Annotated in this window: 4 protein-coding genes; 2 read left to right on the top strand and 2 right to left on the bottom strand. The window is 42.4% G+C overall.

Translation table 11 applies throughout. The annotated features are described in order from the left end of the window. Positions 1–189: 189 nt before the first annotated feature. Positions 190–1,827 carry a transposase gene (locus QVB70_RS09905; protein WP_287585579.1) on the bottom strand — a complete coding sequence of 546 codons (1,638 nt, stop codon included), beginning with the start codon at positions 1,825–1,827 and terminating at the stop codon, positions 190–192. A gap of 151 nt (positions 1,828–1,978) precedes the next feature. Next, positions 1,979–2,383, bottom strand: a complete 405-nt coding sequence (locus QVB70_RS09900) for a cupin domain-containing protein (protein WP_287585578.1) — start codon at positions 2,381–2,383, stop codon at positions 1,979–1,981. 212 nt (positions 2,384–2,595) lie between these two features. Between QVB70_RS09900 and QVB70_RS09895 the strand changes: the two genes are divergently transcribed. Further along, the gene (locus QVB70_RS09895; protein ID WP_287585576.1) at positions 2,596–3,081 is read left to right on the top strand and encodes a hypothetical protein; all 486 of its coding nucleotides are present in this window, start codon (positions 2,596–2,598) and stop codon (positions 3,079–3,081) included. 228 nt (positions 3,082–3,309) lie between these two features. Beyond that, positions 3,310–5,828: excinuclease ABC subunit UvrA (gene uvrA / locus QVB70_RS09890; protein WP_287585575.1), on the top strand; the 2,519-nt coding region annotated here is incomplete at its 3' end.

Below are 5,828 nucleotides of genomic sequence, written 5' to 3'. Positions count from 1 at the left end.
TCGCTGAACCGCTTCCCATCACCTGCACTGAAAGCATTAGAACGCCTCGTGAAATATTTTAGATTAACTATAAGCTATTTGCCTGATTATTCCAAGATTTCATAGGGACTTCTTGTTGGCCAATCAGGTACCAACCGTTCCTTTCATTATAGACATCTCTTAACAACTCTTTGCAGTTATTAACACTGTCTATCCACCCAACGTCTGAACAAGACGGTGAATGGAGTCCCCGCTAGGACGGTTGAGCGGGATACCCGTCGCCATATAGGGGACAGGCTTTGCCTGTTTTAAACTAAAGCGCTTCTTACGCTTTTCTTGATACACTCGATAGATGTTCACCGCCGCGATGTAATCGCGGTCGGCTAAATATGAACACGCCCCACAGTAAAAGAATCGGCCGCGTTTTAACACCTGGTGGGCACGGGGGTCACTGATCTTCGCCCCTTTGGCACCACAGCGCGGACAAAAACTCGATGTCCAGCGCGGGTTTACCCGCACCAGCTTGATACCGTAACGCTGTGCCTTGTACTTGAGAATTTCGTAAAAGGCCCCCCGTAGCCAATTGGAGAGTTTACGTGAGATTTTACGCAGGTGTTTCGGCGGCTGGTAGTTGCGCAAGTCCTCCAGCACGATGGTCTTGCACCCCCATGTAAGGGCAGTCTCCAGCAGCTGGTTGCTCGCTAAATGCAGTATCTCCTCGCGATAGCGGTTCAGTTTACGGTACAGCCGCTCCAGTTCCTCCCTACGTTTACCCTGCCCGTACCAGTTGACTGGATAGCGATCTAACTTGCGTTGCAGCCGGGAGATATGGTGGTAGAGAGCGTCTATTTTTTGCAACACGGTGGTAGAGGGCGACCAGAAAATGGGAGGGCTCAACTGCGACCCAGCTTCACAGATTACCGAGGTCGTCAGGTTGATCACCCCCAGATCGGTGGCCAGCACACGGTTCGCCCGTAACGGCGGATAGTGTGTCTGAGGCTGCGTCTGGTGTTGGGGGTTTGGGTCAAAAGACCATGCACATTCCAGAAAGGGGAGTGTCAAGCCGCCTTTCAGTGTGATATAGCGTAAGTTAGGGGGACACAATTTACTAGAGGGTGAGATCACCCGTGCTTGAAGTTTGGCCGGTATCGACAGGGTAAACTCCTGCCACCCCCAGTGGGAGCGTTTCGTAGGCTGTGGGCGGCAGGGGGGTTTCAGTCTGATGGCGATGATGCTTGGATCGGCTTGGTGCGGCTGCCAGTCGTACTGAAGGGCTTGCCCCTCATCGGGGCTGTAGGGCAGGCTAAACGAGTGAAGTCGTGGTTTCACGACTGCGGAGTAAGGAAACCGCAACAACAGGCTTAAATCCAAGCCGAGTTGATAATAATAACGCCTAAACATGCGTAAGGTCTGACGGATCAGCGCCCAGCGATAAAATATGCCTTCAAAATTCGCTAAGGTGAGGGCTACGGTGCGCACTAAATTATCCAGTTTGCCCTCTACACCCGTGAGTTGAACGATCCGTAACACATCATAATAACACTGTTTGCGGATGGCTTGCGAGCGAAGGATGCGTCCCACCTGTTCGGCGATACACCGCCTGATGCGAGAGGGCAGGTACACCGCCGTTCCCTGGCTAGTGGTTAAGTTGACGCGCCGTTCGTTGATGACTTTGTAGGTCTTTTTTGTGCGGGCGGAGTCCAGCGTATCGATCCAATGATCGGACCATAATTCGGCTAAGAGTTTTTGAGCAGCGTGCATCACAATATCTTGGAGCATATCCAGTTCGAGGCGTAAGGTGGCGTCTTGTGGGAGTTTGAGTGGATACGTGTGCGTCAGCGAGGTCATAGGTGTGAAGTTCTCCTGCAGTTAAGGTGATATGGTCGTTCAGGGAGTTACCGGCACTTGAGTATAGAGAAACTAGTTATAAAAAGACAACCTTTTTTTAAGTAGTAACAAGGAGGTAGTCATTTGACGCCTCAAGCCGTGAAATAAATGTCTATAAAACGATACATGTGTTAATAGATGTGTCAACTTTTACCAACCCCACAAACATTATGCCTCCAACAACTAAGAGCCACAACAACTCGTTGCTCGTATTATATACTCTGTGATCCGTGTTTTCTTTATTATATATCGCATCTCCAGCCTCAAATTCATAATTGACTCCTTCGGATTCTATTGTTCCCCTTCCTTGAAGAACATAATATACTTCTTCACAATTATGTCTATGTAACGGAGAATGAGAATTCGGTTCAATTTCAACAATGCCCATAATGAGTGTTTTAGTTTCTACACCAGTTTCAGGGTATAGTACTTTAAGATCCTTTACTCCTGGACGCGACTCCATTGGAGCACCTGGGATATATTCAGATTTCTTCACAACAACCTTACTAGAAGGCATGTCAACTCACCAAGTTTTCCTAATATAGACCTATCAAATTTATAATTATCGCGAGAGCAATCTGTGAACTATAAATCTCTAGAAATTATCTATCAAACGATCTCCTTATGTGACGAAAGTAACTTTAATATATTTGCTCGTACTTAAAGAGATCCTACTAAATAATTGTTTCAGAAGTTACTTATATCAAATAAAATGGGGAGTTGATTGATTTGACGTTACATCACATATTTTTGGTTGAGAAGACAGGTCTTCCAGTTTATTCCATGTGTATTGATCACCCTTCTGAAGAATGTGCGCTCGGAATGATAGATGACTCACTAGCAGCGGGATTCATAGCAGCAATAAAATCTTTCGGCGATGAAATAGGGTTTAAAGATATACAACGAATTGACTCTAATAACTTCAGACTTCTTTTCGATTTTTCAGATGACGCTATACTAGTATTTGAGACTTCACCAAAAGATTCCGTTAGAAGATACAAAAAAATGATGAACAAGAGCACGACTTTTTTGAATGACGCCTATTATGAAGGCTTCACAAGACTTGAGAGCCAAAAAATCAAATTTATAGGACGATTTAGCGGTTTCTTGGACAATTTTAAACAAATAAGAGATAAGGGATCTGATTATACTCTATCACGTGCAGAATTATTTAAGAAATTCTTGGCAAAAATTAAAGAGAAATTAGGTCTCTAGCACACTAATTTTTTGTACGGATTATGTGTGTCTTGGATTTTAACAGATCAATGGATTTCAGACAGACATCTTAGAAGATCCTTCTTTACATTTCTAGCTTGTTGTATTCTTGTCTTTGAATACTTTCGATGACCTCTCTCTCTTTACATTGTGAAGATGAGAAAACCTAAAAATCACAACTACAATAACACGTTGAATTCACTACTTGAAAACAAGGTGTTCTAAAGTTTGCCAAAGAATGAAATTGTAGTAGTCGGAGCCCGGATGCACAATCTCAAGGATATCACAGTTAGGATACCCAGAGATAAATTTGTGGTTATTACGGGTATTAGTGGATCTGGCAAATCTTCTCTAGCTTTTGATACGATCTATGCCGAAGGACAACGTCGTTATATAGAATCTCTAAGCTCGTATGCTCGCCAATTTCTAGGACAAATGGATAAACCAGATGTAGACCACATTGATGGCTTATCACCAGCGATTTCGATTGAACAAAGGCCTGCGTCAGCTAATCCTCGTAGTACTGTAGGTACTGTAACCGAGATTTATGATTATTTAAGGCTCTTATTCGCCAGAATCGGAATCCCACACTGCCCAAAATGTGGAAAACTAATTGAAAAGCAAACAGTAGACCAAATGGTGGAGCATGTTCTAAAACTTTCCAAAGAAACACAAACAAAAATACTTGTTCTTACTCCTATAGTCAGTGGCAGAAAAGGAACTCACGAAAAGGTATTTAAGAACGCGAAAAAAGAAGGCTTCGTTAGAGTACGAGTTGATGGCGAAATTCTGTCATTAGATGAAGATATTAAACTAGATAAGAACAAAAAGCATTCAATTGAGATAGTTGTAGATCGCCTTGTTCTGAAACCTGGCATACGCAAACGCCTTGCTGATTCAGTTGAAACAGCACTTAAGATGTCAGGAGGTACATTATTTATCCATACTATAGAAACTAATGAAACTATCCCATATAGCGAGGACTTAGCATGTCCTGCGTGTAATTTAAGTTTTCCCGAGATTTTAACACCCAGAATGTTTTCATTTAACTCTCCGTATGGAGCTTGCCATGAATGCGACGGGCTAGGCTTCAAAATGGAAATTGATCCTGATTTGGTTATTCCCGATAAAACCAAATCCATTATGGAAGAAGGAATTCATGGGCCAGTAGCGGCTTCAAATGAAAACTCCTATGCAGTACAAATGATGAAATCAATAGGAGACAAATACGGGTTTGATCTAGATACACCGTTTAAGGATTTCTCCGAAAAACAGCTTCACGTTTTACTTTACGGCACAAAAGGTCGAAAAGTTAAGTTTAAAGTTTCGAGATATGATCGTGAGGTAGAATGGAATGGTATGTGGGAAGGAATCATCAATAACTTGGAAAGACGATATAGAGAAACACGATCTGATTGGATGAGGGAAGAAATTGAAAAGTACATGAGTACTGCAGCATGCCCAGTTTGTAATGGCGATCGTCTTCGTCCTGAAGTATTAGCGGTTACAATCCAAGATAAGAATATTTCTGACGTTACAAAACTGACAGTCAAGAGTGCAGCTATGTTTTTCGAAACTCTCAAACTTACAGAACGCGAACATCTAATTGCAGATCAAGTGCTAAGAGAAATCCAAGAACGTTTAGGATTCTTGAATAATGTTGGGATCGATTACTTGACCTTGGATCGTCAGGCAGGTACATTGTCAGTTGGAGAAGCACAACGAATCCATCTCGCAACACAGATAGGCAGTGCTCTCGTAGGAGTTTTATACGTGCTTGATGAACCTACAATCGGTCTTCATGCTCGCGATTGTTCTCGACTTATTAATACGTTGCTTCGCCTGAGAGATTTGGGTAATACAGTGCTTGTTGTTGAGCATGATCCAGAGACAATACTCTCTGCAGATTGGATAATCGATATAGGGCCAGGAGCTGGACTTCATGGTGGTGAAATTGTTGCTGAAGGTCCTCCAGAGGCTATTCTTTCAAATAAAAACTCCTTAACTGGAAAATATCTGAGCGGAAAAAAAGTAATTCCAACTCCTAAGAAAAGAAGAGAACCAAATGAAGAGTATTTATCAATAAAAGGGGCTCAGCAATTTAATTTGAAAAGCATAGATGTTAAGATTCCGTTACATGTATTTACTTGCATTACTGGTGTTAGTGGCTCAGGAAAATCAACGTTAATCAACGAAATTCTTTATAAAACGCTCGCCAGACGAATTTATGGTTCAAAGGAGAAACCTGGAGTTCATAAAGGAATTGAGGGCATGGATTATATCGACAAAGTAATCCGTATAGATCAAAGCCCAATTGGACGGACACCTCGCTCAAATCCTTCGACATATACAGGAGTATTTACGCCAATTCGAGAATTATTTGCCAAAACGCCCGATTCACGAGTTAGAGGATATAAACCTGGAAGATTTTCTTTTAATGTCAAAGGAGGACGATGTGAATTTTGCAGAGGACATGGCATCATTAGAATAGAGATGCATTTCTTGCCAGACGTCTATGTACCCTGTGAAGTCTGTAAGGGTAAAAGATTTACACTTGAAACATTAGAAATAAAATATAAAGATAAGAACATCTCAGAAGTACTTGGCATGAGCGTTGAAGAAGCATTAGAATTCTTTGAGAATATTCCTCAAATTCAAAGAAGACTGCAAACGCTCTACGATGTGGGACTCGGATACATTAAACTCGGTCAGCCTGCAACGACACTTTCCGGTGGAGAAGCACAACG

Source organism: Candidatus Borrarchaeum sp., from assembly GCF_019058535.1.
GTDB classification, from domain to species: Archaea; Asgardarchaeota; Sifarchaeia; order Borrarchaeales; family Borrarchaeaceae; genus Borrarchaeum; species Borrarchaeum weybense.
Note: the sequence above shows the minus strand (reverse complement) of the source record. Positions and strands in the feature narration are given on the sequence as shown.

Coding starts and splice junctions, on each gene's coding strand:
- QVB70_RS09905 (WP_287585579.1), bottom strand. CDS start 1,827: ATGACCTCGCTGACGCACACGTATCCACTCAAACTCCCACAAGACGCC.
- QVB70_RS09900 (WP_287585578.1), bottom strand. CDS start 2,383: ATGCCTTCTAGTAAGGTTGTTGTGAAGAAATCTGAATATATCCCAGGT.